Source organism: Frankia sp. QA3 (assembly GCF_000262465.1).
Lineage (GTDB): Bacteria > Actinomycetota > Actinomycetes > Frankiales > Frankiaceae > Frankia.
The window spans coordinates 6,563,277-6,578,997 of record NZ_CM001489.1; the positions used below are offsets into that span (position 1 = coordinate 6,563,277).

The window sequence follows — 15,721 nt, forward strand, 5'->3', positions numbered from 1 at the left end:
ATAGGAAAAGCACCGTAATGGACCCCTCGATCGTTCTCGCCTCCAAGGACGCCGTGACCGGGAGCCTCGGCGCCGTGGCCTACGGTCTGGCCGCCATCGGCCCGGGTATCGGCATCGGTCTCATCTTCGGTCTCGGCGTCCAGGCGATCGCCCGGCAGCCCGAGGCGGAGCAGGTCGCCTTCCGATACATGCTGATCGGCTTCGCCCTCGCCGAAGCCCTCGCGCTTATCGGCTTCGTCGTTCCCTTCGTCTTCCCGTAAACCGGCGGAGCGACCATGAGCGCATCAGCCACCATCCTCATTGCCGCGAGCGAGGGCGGGCATTCCGACGAGAACGTCCTCATCCCGCCGCTGAGCGAGCTGCTCATCGGCACCCTGGCCTTCGGGCTGCTCGTGGCCTTCTTCTTCTGGAAGATTCGCCCGCAGATCGCGAAGACCTACGCGCAGCGCACCGAGCGCATCGAAGGCGGGCTCGCCCGCGCCGAGGCCGCCCAGCGCGAGGCGCAGGCATTGCTTGAGCAGTACCGGGCGCAGCTCACCGAGGCCCGGGCCGAGGCCGCGCGCATCCGGGACGATGCGCACACCGAGGGCCGGCAGATCGTCGAGGAGCTCCGCGCGTCCGCGCAGCGGGAGATCGCCGAGATCAAGGAGCGGGCCGACGCCCAGCTCGCGGCCGACCGGGCGCAGATCGTGGCCCAGGTCCGCCGGGAGGTCGGCGTGATCGCGATCGACCTCGCCTCGAAGATCGTCGGCTACCAGGTGGAGAGCACCGCCACCCAGGCCCGGCTCGTCGACGACTTCATCGCCGCCCTGGACAACTCGGCCGAGGGCGCGGGCAGCACCCCCGCGCCGGTGGGGTCGGGAGGCTGACGGTGGAGGGAGCCAGCAGGCACGCGCTCGCCACCGCGCGGGCGATCCTCGACGAGGTGACGGCGACGCCGCCGGGCGCCGCCGCCACCCCGGTGGACGCCAGGCGCGTCGCCGACGACCTGCGGGCCGTCGCCGACCTGCTCCACCGGGAGCCGACCGTGCGCCGGGCGCTGACCGACCCGGGAGCGCCCCCGGCGGCGCGCGCCGAGCTCGCGACCCGGCTGTTCGGCCGCCAGCTCGCCGCGCCGAGCCTGCGGATCGCGCAGACCGCGGTCTCGGCGCGCTGGTCCCTGCCGACCGATCTGCAGTACGCGCTGCTCGAACTGAGCGTCGAGGCCCTGCTGGTCGAGGCGGAGCGGGACGGCGCGCTGGAGGAGGTCGAGGACGAGCTGTTCCGGTTCGCCCGGATCCTCGGGCAGAACCCGCAGCTCGCCCTGGCGCTGACCGACCCGGCCGCGCCGGCGTCGGTCAAGAACGCGTTGCTGACCCGGCTGCTGTCCGGTCGGGCCCACCCGGTCACCCTGCGGCTGGCCCAGCAGGCCGCCGCCGACCGGATCCACGGTGACGTCGAGCGTCGCCTGGCCGACTTCAGCCGGATCGCCGCGGCCCGTCGGGGTCGGGTCGTCGCGATCGTGCGCACGGCGGTGCCGTTGACCGACGAGGTCATCGCCCGCCTGGGCGCGGCGATCAGCCGGTACTTCGGCCGCCAGATCCAACTTCAGGTCGATCTCGATCCCGACCTCCTGGGCGGGGTCGTGGTGAAGGTCGGCGACGAGGTGGTCGACGGCAGCGTGCTACGCCGCCTGGCCGCCGCGCGCCGGGCGCTGCTCCGATAGCCGGGTGGCGGTCATGACCATGACAGCGACCTCGACCGCCCCCGCGAGGGTGACCGCTCCCGCGAGGGTGACCGCTCCCGCGACGATCCCGGACCCGGGCGCGGAACCCAGGCGACCTGCCCTGCCAGCGATGAACGACGAAGGACGTAAGCGATGACTGAGCTCTCCATCCGGCCGGAGGAGATCCGCGACGCCCTACGGGAGTACGTCGACTCCTTCCAGGCCACCTCCGCCGGCCGGGAGGAGGTCGGCCGGGTCGTCGTCACCGGTGACGGCATCGCCCGGGTCGAGGGTCTCCCGCACACGATGACCAACGAGCTGCTGGAGTTCACCGGCGGCGTGCTGGGCCTCGCGCTGAACCTCGAAGTCGGCGAAATCGGCACCGTCATCCTCGGTGACGCCGAGCACATCGAAGAGGGGCAGGAGGTCCGCCGTACCGGGCAGATCCTCTCCGCCCCGGTCGGGGACGGTTTCCTCGGGCGGGTCGTCGACCCGCTCGGGCGGCCGATCGACGGCCTCGGCGAGATCCAGGCCGAGGGCTCCCGGGTCCTGGAACTGCAGGCGCCGACGGTCGTCCAGCGCCAGCCGGTGAAGGAACCGCTGCAGACCGGCATCAAGGCGATCGACGCCATGACCGCCATCGGCCGCGGCCAGCGCCAGCTGATCATCGGTGACCGGCAGACCGGCAAGACGACGGTCGCCATCGACGCGATCATCAACCAGCGGGACAACTGGGCTTCCGGCGATCCGCGCAAGCAGGTCAAGTGCGTCTACGTCGCGATCGGCCAGAAGAAGTCGACCATCCGCGAGGTGGTGAACACCCTCGAGGAGGCCGGCGCGCTGGCCTACACCACGATCGTGGCGGCCCCGGCCGACGAGCCGGCGGGCTTCAAGTACATCGCTCCGTACACCGGCTCGGCGATCGCCCAGCACTGGATGTACAACGGCCAGCATTCGCTGATCGTCTTCGATGACCTGTCCAAGCAGGCCGAGGCGTACCGGGCGATCTCGCTGCTGCTGCGCCGCCCGCCGGGCCGTGAGGCGTACCCCGGCGACGTGTTCTACTTGCACTCCCGCCTGCTGGAGCGCTGCGCCAAGCTGTCCGACGAGCTCGGCGGCGGGTCGCTGACCGGGCTGCCGATCATCGAGACGAAGGCCAGCGACATCTCGGCCTACATCCCGACGAACGTCATCTCGATCACCGACGGCCAGATCTTCCTGGAGTCGGACCTGTTCAACCAGGGTGTCCGCCCCGCCATCAACGTCGGCACCTCGGTGTCCCGCGTCGGCGGCAGCGCGCAGACCAAGGCGATGAAGTCCGTCGCCGGCCGGCTGCGCCTGGACCTCGCCCAGTACCGCGAGCTGGAGGCGTTCTCCGCCTTCGGTTCCGACCTGGACAAGGCCTCGCGTGACCAGCTCGCCCGGGGTGCCCGCCTCGTCGAGCTGCTCAAGCAGCCGCAGAACCAGCCGTACTCGATCGAGCGGCAGGTCGTGTCGATCTGGGCCGGCACCACCGGCAAGCTCGACGACGTGCCGGTGGCCGACATCCGCCGGTTCGAGACGGAGTTCCTGGACTACGTCGGTCGGGCGCACCGGGGGATCTACGACACGATCGTGGGCAGTGGCAAGCTCGGCGACGACGTGCTCGCGGAGCTGGACGCCGCGATCGGCGAGTTCAAGAACCAGTTCACGCTGTCCGACGGGCAGCCGCTGGTCAACGAGCCCGCGGCCAGCCCGCTCGACCCCGGTGCGGTCCGTCAGGAGTCGATCCCGGTGCACCGGGCTCCGGCACGCACCGACGACGAGGGCTGATCCATGGCGGGGCAGCTTCGCGAGTACCGGCGGCGCATCCGCTCGGTGCAGTCGACGAAGAAGATCACCAGGGCGATGGAGTTGATCGCGGCCTCCCGGATCGCCAAGGCTCGGGCGCGGGTCGCCGCGGCCCGCCCCTACGCCGAGGAGATCACCCGGGTGATCGAGGCGGTGGCGTCGCAGACGACGATCAGCCACCCGCTGACCACCGAGCGGCCCCGGCCCGTCCGGGCCGCGGTCGTGGTGATCACCAGCGACCGGGGGTTGGCCGGCGGCTACAGCTCGAACGCGCTGCGGCGTACCAACGAGCTGGTCGAGCTGCTGCGCTCGGAGGGCAAGGAGCCGGAGCTGCACGTCATCGGCCGTAAGGGAGTGGGTTACTACCGCTTCCGCGGCCGGGCGATCAGCGGCGAGTACACCGGCTTCTCCGAGCAGCCGACCTACGCCGACGCCAAGTCGGTCGGGGACGCTCTCATCGCCTCGTTCGTTGCCTCTGGTGAGGGTGGCGGGGTCGACGAGATCCACGTCGTCCACACGGAGTACGTCTCCGCGATCACGCAGACGCCGGTCGCGCGCCGGCTGCTGCCGATGGTGCTCACCGAGACCGACGAGCCGCCGGCCGGCGGTCCGCTGCCCCAGTACGAGTTCGAGCCGTCCGCGGAGGCGGTCCTCGACGCGCTGCTGCCCCGATACGTCGAAAGCCGCCTGTACGCGGCGATGCTGGAGTCGGCGGCGTCGGAGTCGGCGGCACGGCAGCGGGCGATGAAGTCGGCGACCGACAACGCCGAGGATCTCATCAAGAGGTACACCCGGCAGGCCAACCGGGCTCGGCAGGACGCCATCACCCAGGAGATCTCCGAAATCGTCGGTGGTGCCAACGCCCTGGCCTCGGCTTCCTGACGTGGACCGGCGACGCACGGCTGGGTGGCGGGGACATCCGCCATGTCGCCGCGTCGCCGGACACATTAGGTAACACTGAGAGTGGGCGTCCTCACGCGGGAGGGCGCGCCGTCGAGGTGAGACACCCTCGGGGGCGAGCACCCACCTCATCTTGAGTGCCGGGCGAGACGACACCAACTCACCACAACGTAGAAGTACGGCGCCGGCGAGGCGATGGGCGGGGACGCGCCCACCACCCCGGCGGCGCCGGAGGTGCCAGAGAACGGCTAGCCCGAGGCTGCGGCGACGGGCAATGATGGAAACTGAGGACGCCATGACCGTCACCACCAGCTCGCCGGCCACACCGGAGGGCCGGACCCCGGGGATCGGCCGGGTCGCCCGAGTCATCGGACCGGTCGTCGACGTGGAGTTTGCGCCGGACGAGCTTCCCGAGATCTACCAGGCCCTCCAGGTCGACCGCACGATCGGCGGCGAGACCGCCACGCTGACGCTGGAGGTCGCCCAGCACATCGGCGACAACACCGTGCGTGCCATCTCGATGCAGCAGACCGACGGTCTCGTCCGCGGCGCTGCCGTGCGCGACACCGGCGCGCCGATCTCGGTTCCGGTCGGCGACGCCACCAAGGGGCACGTGTTCAACGTGCTCGGCACCCCGCTCGACGTCGACAAGGTCGACGCCGAGACGGTCTGGCCGATCCACCGCACCGCGCCGCCGTTCGACCAGCTCGAGTCCAAGACCGAGATGTTCACCACCGGCATCAAGGTCATCGACCTGCTCGCGCCGTACGTGCGCGGTGGGAAGATCGGCCTGTTCGGCGGTGCCGGCGTCGGCAAGACCGTCATCATCCAGGAGATGATCCGCCGGGTCGCCAAGGAGTTCGGTGGCGTCTCGGTGTTCGCCGGTGTCGGCGAGCGCACCCGTGAGGGCAACGACCTGTTCCTGGAGATGACCGAGGCCGGCGTCATCGAGGACACCGCGCTGGTGTTCGGCCAGATGGACGAGCCGCCCGGCACCCGGCTGCGGGTCGCCCTCGGCGCGCTGACGATGGCCGAGTACTTCCGGGACGTCCAGAAGCAGGACGTGCTGCTGTTCATCGACAACATCTTCCGGTTCACCCAGGCCGGCTCCGAGGTGTCCACGCTGCTCGGCCGGATGCCCAGCGCCGTGGGTTACCAGCCGACGCTCGCCGACGAGATGGGTGTGCTCCAGGAGCGCATCACCTCGACCCGCGGCCACTCGATCACCTCGCTGCAGGCCATCTACGTGCCCGCGGACGACCTGACCGACCCCGCCCCGGCGACGACGTTCACCCACCTCGACGCCACCACGGTGCTCGACCGGGCCATCTCCGACCTGGGCATCTACCCGGCGGTGAGCCCGCTCGAATCGAACTCCCGGATCCTCGACCCCCGCTACCTGGGCGAGGACCACTACAACACGGCCCGCGAGGTGCAGCGGATCCTGCAGCGCTACAAGGACCTGCAGGACATCATCGCCATCCTCGGCATCGACGAGCTCTCCGAAGAGGACAAGATCCTCGTCAACCGGGCCCGGCGGATCCAGCGGTTCCTGTCGCAGCCGTTCTTCGTCGCGGAGCAGTTCACCAACATCCCCGGCAAGTTCGTCCCGCTCGACGAGACCATCGACTCGTTCAAGCGGCTCGCCCAGGGCGACTTCGACCACCTGCCGGAGCAGGCGTTCTTCATGTGCGGCGGCCTTGAGGACGCGGAGAAGAACGCGGAGAACCTGTAATGCCGATCCGGGTGGCGATCGTCTCGCCCGAGCAGGAGGTGTGGTCCGGCGACGCCGACATGGTCGTCGCCCGGACCACCGACGGTGATCTCGGCGTCCTGCCCGGCCACGTGCCGCTGCTCGGGGTGCTGGTCCCAGGCGGCACGGTCCGGGTCAAGACCGGCGGCCGGGAGATCTCGGCCGAGGTCGACGGCGGCTTCATCTCGGTCACCCACCAGGGCGTCAGCATCCTGGCCGAGACGGCCACGCTGAGCTAGTTCGGGTCGCAGCTAGCTCGGGTCGCAGCTAGCTCGGGTCGCAGCTAGTTCAGGTCGGATGCCGGCCAGGCCCGGCTCGACCGGGCCACCGCGGCAGTCACGGGCGCGTTCCCCGCGAGGGGACGCGCCCTTGCCCGTTCCCGGGGTCGCCGCGGCCCGCCACGGTCAGATCTCCAGCAGGAACTTCAGCGCCTCGGTCATCCGGAGCAGGTGGTCGGGGCCCACGACACCGAGGCGGCGGGCGAACCGCTGCTGCGACACCGACTTGACGTCCTCGACCTTGGCGTAGCTCGTCTCGCGCAGGCCGGTGCCGCCGGGGGCGAGCTCGACGTGGGAGGGCAGCCCACGGCGGGTCCTGGTGACGGGAACGACGATGGACAGGCCCGCGCGGCTGCGGTTGAGCCGATCCGCGGACACGACCACCGCCGGCCGGCGCAGCCCCTGCTCGTGGCCGATCGGCTCACCGAAGTCGACCATCCATACCTCGCCGCGGCGAGGTGAGATCACTCCAGCCCGTCCCGCAGGGCCGGTGACTCGGCCGAGCGCTCGGCCTCGATGTCGTCCCAGGTGTCCGGGTCGGCGGCGAGGGCGTCGTACCCCTGCTCGAACCCGCGCCAGAACAGCTCGCGTTCGTACGCCTCGACGGCCTCGTCGATGATGGTCTGCATCTGCTGGCCGGTGGACGCGGCCATGGCCGCGACCCGCTGCCGCGTCCTGTCACTCACGCGCACCGTCGTACTCATGATCGCCAGTCTACAATTGGGTTGACTGGACTGTCGACCCTCCGGTATGTGCCTGGACTCCACCGGGGACGCCGGTCAGGCGTGCGCCCCCGGGCGCCACAGCACGTCCCCCTCCGGGTTCGCCACCCGGGCGAGGATGAACAGCAGGTCCGACAGGCGGTTGAGGTAGCGGGCGGGCAGCGGGCCGGTCCGCTCGGGCTCGGCGTCGAGCAGGGCCCAGACGGAGCGCTCGGCGCGGCGGGCGACGGTGCGGGCGGTGTGCAGCAGGGCGGCGCCCGGCGTGCCGCCGGGCAGGATGAACGAGGCGAGCTTCGGCAGGTCGGCGTTGAAGCGGTCGCACGCCTCCTCCAGCCGGTCCACGTACGCCTCGGTGATCCGCAGCGGGGGATAGGCCGGCTCGGCGACGACCGGCGTGCACAGGTCCGCGCCGACGTCGAACAGGTCGTTCTGGACCTGCCCGAGCACCGCCCGCACGTCGTCGGCGAGCCCGCCGAGGGCGAGCGCCACGCCGATCGCCGCGTTCGTCTCGTCGACGTCCGCGTAGGCGGCCAGCCGCGGATCCGTCTTCGCCACCCTGGACATGTCACCCAGCGCCGTCGTGCCGTCATCCCCGGTGCGGGTGTAGATCCGGGTGAGGTGTACCGCCATGCCCCCACTCTAGGGAGCCGCCGCCAGACCGGCGACGGTGTCAAGCGTCGGGCTTGCTGTCAAGCGTCGGGCTTGCTGTCAAGCGTCGGGCCTGGGGTCAAGCGTCGGGCCTGGGGTCAGAGCCGGGCGTAGAGCATGGTTGCGTCGTCGCTCATCCCGAAGCGGGGGAAACGCGAGCAGGTGGGATCGGCCCACTCAGCGGCCCGCAGCCGGTCGAGCAGCTCGGACTCGCGGCTCGCGGCGATCTCGTCGAGCAGCTCGGCACCGTTACGGACCAGGCGGAAGGGCCGCACGGCGCGAGCGAATCCGTCGGACATCGCGACCAGCTCCGTCCCCGGCGCCACGGCGACGGTGGTGACGAAGGCATGCTCGGCGGCGGCCGGCACGTCCGACAGAACCCATGAACCCCGCGGGGTGTTGCGCCACCGCCGACGCTCCCGGTTGAGGACGCGGGCGCGGGCGTAGGCGTCGGCGGCCTCGTCGCCGCGGTCGAGCTCGGCGCGGACCCGGTCGAGCAGGGCCTCCTCCACCCCGGCGAACTGCGGATCGACGAACTCGATCACAGCGGCGCCGGGTTGGCGCAGCAGGATGGGGCTGTCGCCGAGCAGGCAGAGGTCGAGCCGACCGTCGAGGAGGCGGGCCAGGCTCAGCGTGGCCGTCGGGAAGCCGGCGGCCGGCAGCCCGGCTCGCCGTCCCTCGGCGCGGACATGGCCGATGAGGTCCCGCAGCACCGCCCGCAGCGGACGGCCCTCCCAGGGCACCTGGGCCAGGAACGCGTCGGCCGCTGTGCTGAGCCAGGCCGCCGGGGAACGGCCGTCCACCCGGGCCTCGTCACCCAGCGGGGTCGCGCCGTCGATCACCCACAGCCCGTCCGGACGGCAGCCGGCCGCATCCTCGTTATGCACCTTGTCCGAACGACTGATGGACCGCAGCACCTGCACCCGTCGGCCCCTACCCGGTCATCAGAAAACCCGCCGTCACGAGTATTACCCCGACGATCGCGGGGGCGAGCCGGCGCCAGGAGGATCCGCTGCCGCTTGCCGTGGCGATGAGCAGGACGTGGAAGCCCCAGAAGACCAGCAGCGTGACGCCGCCGGCCAGGGTGAGCAGCCCGGCGGCCGGACGGGCCGTGAGATCGCCGAGGAGACCGGCGCGGTCGTTCGACCGGTCCGGTTGACGGGGGTCTACCTGAACCTGCCGCTCGGCGTGGTGGCGATGGTCTTCCTGTGCGAGTTCGCGGCCGGTCCGATCGCCGCCGGGACCGCGGAGGCGACGGAGGTCGGCTGGCTGTCCCCGGCGCAGATCCAGGCCAGGTTCGTGCCGGCGTTCGCGGTGCGGGTGACGGATGCCCTGGCCGGGCGTGGGGAGCCGTTCGTCCGGACCCATGACGGGGTGTCCGTCCTGGCGGCGGACGGACCGGGATGAGGTGAGCGCGCAGGGTGGCAGGGGCCAATCCGGTGGGTGCCGGTGAAGATCTTTGCGGCAGGACCTAGCATCGAGGTCCGTGGAGCGCTTCGTCGTGACAGGCGGCACCCGACTGGCCGGCGAGGTCGCCGTCCCGGGCGCGAAGAACTCGGTTCTCAAACTGATGGCCGCGAGCCTGCTGGCCGCCGGTCGCACGACCCTGTCCGCGGTTCCCGACATCCTCGACGTCTCCGTGATGTCTGAGGTGCTGGTCGGGCTCGGGGCGGTGGTGGAACGGGACGTCGACGGTGGCCGGCTGAGCATCGACGTTCCCGAGACGCCGGGGTTCGCGGCGGACGGGGATCTCGTGCGGCAGATCCGGGCGTCGGTGGCGGTGCTCGGCCCGCTGGTCGCCCGCTGCGGGGAGGCGCGGGTCGCCCTGCCGGGTGGCGACGCGATCGGCTCGCGGGCGCTCGACATCCACGTCAACGGGCTGGCGAAGCTCGGGGCGCTCGTGGACGTCGAGGCCGGCACGCTCGTCGCGCGCTGCTCGGGCCGGCTACAGGGCGCGTCGATCTGGCTGGACTTCCCGAGCGTCGGCGCCACGGAGAACCTCCTCATGGCCGGCGTCCTCGCCAAGGGCACGACCGTCATCGACAACGCCGCGCAGGAACCCGAGATCGCCGACCTCTGCGAGATGCTGACCGCGATGGGTGGGCGCATCGACGGCGCGGGCTCGTCCACCCTGGTGATCGACGGCGTGGACGCGCTGACCCCGGTCGAGCACCGGACGGTGCCGGATCGCATCGTCGCCGGCACCTACGCGATCGGCGCGCTGATGACCGGCGGCGACGTCATGATCCGGCACGGCCGGGCCGGGCATCTCGGCATCGTGCTCGAGAAGCTGGTGCAGGCCGGCGCGGAGATCGACGTCCGCGACGACGGGTTCCGCGTGGTCGGCCGCGACCGGCCGCGATCGATCGACGTGGTGACCCTGCCCTACCCCGGGTTCCCGACGGATCTGCTGCCGCAGATCATCGCGCTGGAGGCAATCAGCACCGGGACATCGCTGATCACCGAGAACGTCTTCGACAGCCGCTTCGTGTTCTGCCGCGAGCTGCACAAGCTGGGTGCGGACCTGCGCACCGACGGCCATCACGTCATCGTCCGGCCCGCGGACCGGCTGACGGCAGCCCGGGTGATGGCGTCGGACGTGCGGGCCGGCGCGGGCCTCGTGCTCGCCGCCCTCGTCGCCGAGGGCGAGACCGAGGTGACCGACGTGTACCACATTGATCGTGGCTATGCCGGCTTCGTCGAGAACATGACCGCGCTCGGTGCCGATATCCGGCGGGTCTCCGACCGGGCGGTGGCCTGAGCGGCGCCTCAGGTCTGCGAGGACAGCCCGCCGGGCGGGGCCGCCAGCGCGCGGGCGGCTCGGGCCGCGTCCGCGCCGAAGACGAGCACGTGCCGGCGTTGCCGGGGCCGGGACAGGATGTTGCCCGCGGCGTCGATGTGCAGCGGGGTCATCGCCATCGCCCAGGTGGAGCGGATGCCCTGCGTGCGCAGGGCGGCCCGGGCCCGGCTCACCTCGGCGGGCGTGTCGACGACGGCGACGGGGACGAGCAGCCCGAAGTCATGGCCGAGCACGACCCCGCGGGGCAGCGCCCGCAGCGGGGTGGACGCCCAGCGCGCCATGACCATCAGCAGCCCCACGGTGAGCATCGCCAACGCCGGTTCGACGAGGTATTGCGCCGAGTTCACGGCCACCTGGCACCTCCCGTTCACCGCACCGCGGCCGGGTCCGCACGGGGCCGCGCGGGAGCCTCGGGCGGAGCACCTTCGCCCGTCGGCATCCGGCCTCCATGGTCCCAGACGCTCGGTGGATCGGCAGGAGTTCCCGCCCCGATCCGTCCTCATCCCGTCGCGGAATCCGACAGAGGAAACATCGCGCCGCGACGGCTGGGATCATCGAGGTAACCGGCCCCGACCCCCCGTGGCCGAGCGACGACGGTTCGGACGAGGCGAGAGGGCGTACGACGGTCCGCCATGCGCGGAACCGCACCTGGGTGCTACCCGCACCTCGGCGCGGATAGCTGGTAGCGCCGGCGTCACGGCGAGCGGGGGTGCCGGGCGGCCGGGGACGGGAGACCACATGAACAACGGCGTGAACGTGGTGCACATGTACGGTCCGCCCGGGGCGGGCGGCCGCCCCGGGCAGGCGGTGCGGCTGGTGGGCAGGGTGGACGTGCGGACGGTGGGCACGCTACGGTCCCTGCTGCACGCCGCCATCGACAACGGCAGCGGGCCGCTGCGCGTCGACGTCGCCGGGTTGGAGCTCGGCGACCACGCGGCGCTGGGGGTGCTGCTCGGCGGGGCGCGCCGGGCCAGGGCGGCGGGCCGATCGATGGTGCTCGTCGACGTGCCGAGCGCGTTGGGCCGGATGTTCGCCGCCGACCGGCTCGGGCGGCTGCTGCGGTTCGAGGAGTCGACCGAGCTGGTGCACGTCGGGCACGCCTGAGCCGCCCCGCGGCGCCGCGTTCGCGGTCGGCGACCGGGCGAAGCGGACCGAACCGGGGTGGATGCGCACCGTCATCCCGGGCGCGCCCGCGTGTCGGCGGGACTTCCGATGCGGCATGCTTGCCGGGTACCTGCTGATCGGGTACTGCTTTCGGGTTACTGGCCCGGCTGATGGCATGGTGGACGCCGGACGGAGGTCTGCAGGAGTGGAGGTGCCCGCGCGGGTGGATATCGCCGGCGAACGCAGTGCGCGGCCCGCAGGGCTTCTCGGCGTGCGTGAGTTGCGGCCAGCCGCCGTGCTCGCGGCGTTCCTCGTCGCGGTCCTGATCGGCGTGGGCATCGGCTTCGCCACCGCCGACCGCGGCACGGGCGGCGTGACGATCACGGGGCGCGGAGCGCTCGCGCCCGAGCTCACGCCCACCCTGCGCATCGCGCCCTGGGACGCCGTGCGCCAGCCGGGCCGGGCGCACCAGATGCGGGTCGACGACGAGCCGGATCCCGTCGCCCTGCGGCTGGCCCTGTCCTGGACGGTCGCCGACCAGATCAGGGCCGCCGGCAACCGCACGGTCACCGCCGCTGCGGTGACCGTGCCGCAGGGCATGTTCTTCGGCGCTATCGAGGGCGCCGACGCCGCGCAAGACCAGTACTGGGCGATCGGCCGCATCCAGGTCGCGGGCGTCGCCAATCCGCCGGCCGACCCGCACGTGTGGCGGCGGATCGGCACCGGGCCGTGGACGATCGTCCGCAACGGCCCGAACGCCTGCACGGCGATCCCCGCGGCCCTCATCCAGGAATGGAAGGGCCAGCCGGCCCCCTGCTCGGGCTGAGCCGGCGCTGGCCAGGCGGCGGCCGGTGCCTGGAGGTGAGCCCGGTTCCTGGGGGTGAACCGGCGACAAGGGGTGAGCCGGCGACAAGGGGTGAGCCGGCGACAAGGGGTGAGCCGGCGACGGGGCGGTCGTGCCGCGGCTGACGCGCCGACGGGCGGGCCGGGGCGGCCCGGCCTAGTCTCGACTCGTCGCCCGCGGTCCGCGCGGGTCGAGGCCGGCGTGATGACCCCGCCCGCGCCCGCCGGTGGCTCCTCGGCCACCGGCTCCGGCGCAGCACCCCAGGGAGGCGGCGGCGATGACGGACCTGTCCACCCGCTCGGCGGACCGGCACGGCACCCGGACGGCACAGCCGCCCCCCCGCCCCGAGGCCGGCACCCACCCCCACGCCGAGGCCCGTCCCGACACCGGCATTCGCACCGACACCGACACCGGCGCCCCTCCCGGCGGTGGGCGTGGAGCCCGGGACCGGGCGTGGATCATCCGCACCTACGCGGGACATTCCAGCCCCGCCGAGAGCAACGCGCTGTACCGCCGCAACCTCGCGAAGGGTCAGACCGGCCTGTCGGTGGCCTTCGACCTGCCGACCCAGACGGGCTACGACCCCGACCATCCGCTCGCCCGCGGCGAGGTGGGTCGGGTCGGCGTGCCGATCGCGCACCTCGGCGACATGCGCGGGCTGTTCGACGGGATCCCGCTGGCCCGCACGAACACGTCGATGACGATCAACGCCACCGCCATGTGGCTGCTCGCGCTCTACCAGGCCGTCGCCCAGGAGCAGGGCGCCGACCCGGCCGAGCTCGCCGGCACCACGCAGAACGACATCATCAAGGAGTACCTCTCGCGCGGGACGTACGTCTTCCCGCCGGGGCCGTCGCTACGGCTGGTCACCGACCTCATCGCCTATTCGGTGGCGGAGCTGCCGCGGTGGAACCCGATCAACATCTGCAGCTACCACCTGCAGGAGGCCGGGGCGACTCCGGTGCAGGAGCTCGCCTTCACGATGTGCTCGGCGATCGCCGTGCTCGACGCCGTGGTGGCCACGGGGACGATCCCCGCCGAGCGGATGGCGGAGGTGTGCGCCCGGATCTCGTTCTTCGTCAATGCGGGGGAGCGTTTCGTCGAGGAGATGTGCAAGGTGCGGGCGTTCGGGGTGCTGTGGGACGACCTGCTGCGCTCCCGGTACGGGGTGAGCGACCCGGCGGCGCGCCGGTTCCGCTACGGCGTGCAGGTCAACTCGCTCGGGCTGACCGAGGCCCAGCCGGAGAACAACGTCATCCGGATCGTGCTGGAGACCCTCGGCGTCACCCTGTCGAAGGACGCGCGGTGCCGGGCGCTGCAGCTGCCCGCCTGGAACGAGGCGCTGGGCCTGCCCCGGCCATGGGACCAGCAGTGGTCGCTGCGTGTCCAGCAGATCCTCGCCCACGAGACCGACCTGCTGGAGTACGACGACCTGTTCACCGGCTCCCCTGTCGTCGAGGAGCGGGTGCGCCGGCTGGTGGCCGACGCGACCGCCGAGATCGACCGGGTCCAGGCGATGGGCGGGGCGGTGGCCGCCGTCGAGAGCGGCTACCTGAAGTCGGCGCTGGTCTGCGCCCAGGCGGCCCGCCGCGCGCGGATCGAGAGCGGCGAGGACGTCGTCGTCGGCGTGAACCGGTTCACCGAGACCGAACCGAGCCCGCTGCTCGCCGAGCTCGACACGGCGATCCAGACGGTCGACCCGGCTTTCGAGCAGGCGGCCCGGGACTCGCTCGCCGCCTGGCGGGCCGGGCGTGACCCGTCCGCCGTCCGGGAGGCGCTGCTCGGGCTGCGCACCGCCGCCGGCACCGAGGTGAACCTGGTCCCCGCGACGCTGGCCTGCGCGCGGGCGGGCGTCACCACCGGAGAGTGGGCCGACACGCTGCGGGAGGTGTTCGGCGAATACCGGGCGCCGACCGGGGTGAGCGACGCCGTCGGCGCCGGCGGGGGCGCGACCGGGCTCGACGAGCTGCGCGCCCTGGTGGCCCGCACGGGCGTCGCGCTCGGGCGGCCGGTGAAGATGCTCGTCGGCAAGCCCGGCCTCGACGGTCACTCCAACGGCGCGGAGCAGATCGCCGTGCGTGCCCGCGATGCCGGCTTCGAGGTCGTCTACCAGGGGATCCGGCTGACCCCCGGGCAGATCGTGGCCGCGGCGGTCGAGGAGGACGTGCACGTCGTCGGCCTGTCGGTGCTCTCCGGCGCTCACCTCGACCTGGTGCCCGAGGTGCTCGACGGGCTGCGTGCCGCCGGGGCGGGGGAGGTCCCCGTCGTCGTCGGCGGCATCATCCCCCCGGCGGACGCGCGGGAACTGGCCCGGCTCGGGGCGGCCGCGGTGTTCACCCCCCGGGACTATGAGCTCAGCGCCATAATCCGCGGCATCGTGGACGTCGTACGGTCGAGGCATGCCCTCGACCACCCCTGACGCGGCCGCGCCCGACCGACCCGGCGCGTCACCGGACCACGGCGCGACCGCCGCTCCGACGCTGGACGACGCCATCGCCTTCGCCACCCGGGTCCACAGCGGCCAGATCGACAAGGGCGGCGAGGAGTACATCGGCCATCCCCTGCGGGTCATGGCGACGGTCGCCCGCACCGCCGAGCCGGCCGGGGTGGACCCGCACACCGCCCAACTCGCCGCCGTCCTGCACGACGTCGTCGAGGACAGCGACACCACGCTCGCGGACCTCACGGCCGCCGGCTACCCCGCGCCGGTCGTCGCCGCCGTCGACGCCCTGTCGCACCGCCCCGACGAGTCGACGCGGGACTACCTGGCCCGCGTCGCCGCCGACCCGCTCGCCGTCGTCGTCAAGCGAGCCGACATGCAGGACAACTCCGACCCCGTCCGGCTCGGCCGCCTGGCCCCCGACCAGGCCGAACGCCTGGCCACCCGCTACGCCGGCCGCCGCGAGCTCCTCGACGACCTCATCTCCGCCCGGACCGGCCGCCAAGGCCAGGGATAACCAGCGAGGACCACCGGCACGCTGGACGTCACTCTGACAGACCCCCGTGGACTGCTCCTCCTAGCCGAGTAGGTCCGATCGGCTTGGCGGCCCTGCGTGATCCGGTCTCCGCCTCCGCAACCGTCATCAACCTCCAGCGCCTCCCGGTACTTGCACGGGCACGGAAGGGCGGGGAGCCGG

At 72.4% G+C, this 15,721-nt stretch carries 18 protein-coding genes; 13 read left to right on the forward strand and 5 right to left on the reverse strand.

Annotated features, from left to right (window positions below; translation table 11 throughout):
• Positions 1-17: 17 nt before the first annotated feature.
• The 7 genes from FRAQA3DRAFT_RS26905 to FRAQA3DRAFT_RS26935 all read left to right on the forward strand — a co-directional run bounded on the left by FRAQA3DRAFT_RS26905 (position 18) and on the right by FRAQA3DRAFT_RS26935 (position 6,427).
• Positions 18-260 carry an ATP synthase subunit C gene (locus FRAQA3DRAFT_RS26905; protein ID WP_009742208.1) on the forward strand — a complete coding sequence of 81 codons (243 nt, stop codon included), beginning with the start codon at positions 18-20 and terminating at the stop codon, positions 258-260.
• Between the two features lie 15 nt (positions 261-275).
• Positions 276-869: a F0F1 ATP synthase subunit B gene (locus tag FRAQA3DRAFT_RS26910; RefSeq protein ID WP_009742209.1), complete on the forward strand. Its 594-nt coding sequence runs from the start codon at positions 276-278 to the stop codon at positions 867-869.
• A 2-nt stretch (positions 870-871) separates the two neighbouring features.
• Positions 872-1,705 carry a F0F1 ATP synthase subunit delta gene (locus tag FRAQA3DRAFT_RS26915; RefSeq protein ID WP_009742210.1) on the forward strand — a complete coding sequence of 278 codons (834 nt, stop codon included), beginning with the start codon at positions 872-874 and terminating at the stop codon, positions 1,703-1,705.
• A 153-nt stretch (positions 1,706-1,858) separates the two neighbouring features.
• Positions 1,859-3,517 (forward strand): F0F1 ATP synthase subunit alpha, encoded by a 1,659-nt coding sequence (atpA, locus tag FRAQA3DRAFT_RS26920; RefSeq protein WP_009742211.1) that lies wholly within the window; start codon positions 1,859-1,861, stop codon positions 3,515-3,517.
• Between the two features lie 3 nt (positions 3,518-3,520).
• On the forward strand, positions 3,521-4,417 hold the full coding sequence (locus tag FRAQA3DRAFT_RS26925) for a F0F1 ATP synthase subunit gamma (protein WP_009742212.1): 897 nt from the start codon (positions 3,521-3,523) through the stop codon (positions 4,415-4,417).
• A 313-nt stretch (positions 4,418-4,730) separates the two neighbouring features.
• On the forward strand, positions 4,731-6,170 hold the full coding sequence (gene atpD / locus FRAQA3DRAFT_RS26930; RefSeq protein WP_009742213.1) for a F0F1 ATP synthase subunit beta: 1,440 nt from the start codon (positions 4,731-4,733) through the stop codon (positions 6,168-6,170).
• On the forward strand, positions 6,170-6,427 hold the full coding sequence (locus FRAQA3DRAFT_RS26935; RefSeq protein WP_009742214.1) for a F0F1 ATP synthase subunit epsilon: 258 nt from the start codon (positions 6,170-6,172) through the stop codon (positions 6,425-6,427). The genes atpD and FRAQA3DRAFT_RS26935 overlap by 1 nt, the downstream gene beginning before the upstream one ends.
• 165 nt (positions 6,428-6,592) lie before the next feature.
• Here FRAQA3DRAFT_RS26935 and FRAQA3DRAFT_RS26940 read toward each other — a convergent pair whose 3' ends face one another.
• The 4 genes from FRAQA3DRAFT_RS26940 to FRAQA3DRAFT_RS26955 all read right to left on the reverse strand — a co-directional run bounded on the left by FRAQA3DRAFT_RS26940 (position 6,593) and on the right by FRAQA3DRAFT_RS26955 (position 8,759).
• Positions 6,593-6,904: a type II toxin-antitoxin system PemK/MazF family toxin gene (locus FRAQA3DRAFT_RS26940; protein WP_035921583.1), complete on the reverse strand. Its 312-nt coding sequence runs from the start codon at positions 6,902-6,904 to the stop codon at positions 6,593-6,595.
• 26 nt (positions 6,905-6,930) lie between these two features.
• Complete coding sequence (locus FRAQA3DRAFT_RS26945) at positions 6,931-7,152, reverse strand: hypothetical protein (RefSeq protein ID WP_232291785.1); 222 nt, start codon at positions 7,150-7,152, stop codon at positions 6,931-6,933.
• 93 nt (positions 7,153-7,245) lie between these two features.
• Positions 7,246-7,818, reverse strand: a complete 573-nt coding sequence (locus FRAQA3DRAFT_RS26950; RefSeq protein ID WP_009742217.1) for a cob(I)yrinic acid a,c-diamide adenosyltransferase — start codon at positions 7,816-7,818, stop codon at positions 7,246-7,248.
• A gap of 116 nt (positions 7,819-7,934) precedes the next feature.
• On the reverse strand, positions 7,935-8,759 hold the full coding sequence (locus tag FRAQA3DRAFT_RS26955) for a protein phosphatase 2C domain-containing protein (protein WP_009742218.1): 825 nt from the start codon (positions 8,757-8,759) through the stop codon (positions 7,935-7,937).
• Positions 8,760-8,877: 118 nt separating this feature from the next.
• Between FRAQA3DRAFT_RS26955 and FRAQA3DRAFT_RS26960 the strand changes: the two genes are divergently transcribed.
• Both FRAQA3DRAFT_RS26960 and murA read left to right on the forward strand, forming a co-directional pair.
• Entirely contained in the window at positions 8,878-9,243 is a 366-nt protein-coding gene (locus FRAQA3DRAFT_RS26960; RefSeq protein WP_009742219.1) for an NUDIX hydrolase, read from the forward strand.
• Between the two features lie 79 nt (positions 9,244-9,322).
• Complete coding sequence (murA, locus tag FRAQA3DRAFT_RS26965; protein ID WP_232291786.1) at positions 9,323-10,597, forward strand: UDP-N-acetylglucosamine 1-carboxyvinyltransferase; 1,275 nt, start codon at positions 9,323-9,325, stop codon at positions 10,595-10,597.
• Positions 10,598-10,605: 8 nt separating this feature from the next.
• Here the strand turns inward: murA and FRAQA3DRAFT_RS26970 are convergent, their stop codons facing one another.
• The gene (locus FRAQA3DRAFT_RS26970) at positions 10,606-10,989 is read right to left on the reverse strand and encodes a hypothetical protein (protein ID WP_009742221.1); all 384 of its coding nucleotides are present in this window, start codon (positions 10,987-10,989) and stop codon (positions 10,606-10,608) included.
• Between the two features lie 385 nt (positions 10,990-11,374).
• Here FRAQA3DRAFT_RS26970 and FRAQA3DRAFT_RS26975 point away from each other — a divergent pair, with 385 nt between their 5' ends.
• The 4 genes from FRAQA3DRAFT_RS26975 to FRAQA3DRAFT_RS26990 all read left to right on the forward strand — a co-directional run bounded on the left by FRAQA3DRAFT_RS26975 (position 11,375) and on the right by FRAQA3DRAFT_RS26990 (position 15,541).
• On the forward strand, positions 11,375-11,740 hold the full coding sequence (locus tag FRAQA3DRAFT_RS26975; RefSeq protein WP_009742222.1) for an STAS domain-containing protein: 366 nt from the start codon (positions 11,375-11,377) through the stop codon (positions 11,738-11,740).
• Between the two features lie 223 nt (positions 11,741-11,963).
• Complete coding sequence (locus tag FRAQA3DRAFT_RS26980) at positions 11,964-12,566, forward strand: hypothetical protein (RefSeq protein WP_232291787.1); 603 nt, start codon at positions 11,964-11,966, stop codon at positions 12,564-12,566.
• A gap of 295 nt (positions 12,567-12,861) precedes the next feature.
• Positions 12,862-15,003: a protein meaA gene (locus FRAQA3DRAFT_RS26985; RefSeq protein WP_009742224.1), complete on the forward strand. Its 2,142-nt coding sequence runs from the start codon at positions 12,862-12,864 to the stop codon at positions 15,001-15,003.
• A complete protein-coding gene (locus tag FRAQA3DRAFT_RS26990) occupies positions 14,984-15,541 on the forward strand; it encodes an HD domain-containing protein (RefSeq protein ID WP_009742225.1) in 558 nt (185 codons plus the stop codon). The genes FRAQA3DRAFT_RS26985 and FRAQA3DRAFT_RS26990 overlap by 20 nt, the downstream gene beginning before the upstream one ends.
• Positions 15,542-15,721 lie beyond the last annotated feature (180 nt).